The sequence below is a fragment of the Alkalicoccobacillus porphyridii genome, assembly GCF_007293315.1.
GTDB classification, from domain to species: domain Bacteria; phylum Bacillota; class Bacilli; order Bacillales; family Bacillaceae_D; genus Alkalicoccobacillus; species Alkalicoccobacillus porphyridii.
In genome coordinates, this window is the sequence record NZ_VLXZ01000298.1 from 1 (window position 1) to 257 (window position 257).

Consider the following 257-nt stretch of genomic DNA (forward strand, 5'->3'; position numbering starts at 1 on the left):
CTGGGAACAATCCTGGCAATGGCAGTGGTACAGGTTCTGGTGCATCTGGTGTGCTTCCTGCACATGAATACCAAATCAGATGAAGGCTGGAACATGACGGCGTTTGTCTTCACCGTGCTAATCATCGCTATCCTGGTTGTAGCCTCCATCTGGATTATGTGGAACCTCAACTACAACATGATGATGCACTAAGAGCGGCGGTTATGATGTTTAAGCAATACCTGCAAGTAACGAAACCAGGCATCATCTTTGGCAAC

Annotated in this window: 1 protein-coding gene; it reads left to right on the forward strand. The window is 47.5% G+C overall.

Features of this window, described 5'->3' with window-relative positions; translation table 11 throughout:
- A partial coding sequence (locus tag FN960_RS24370; protein ID WP_185971158.1) for a cytochrome C oxidase subunit IV family protein occupies positions 1-192 on the forward strand: 192 nt, incomplete at its 5' end.
- Between the last annotated feature and the right edge of the window lie 65 nt (positions 193-257).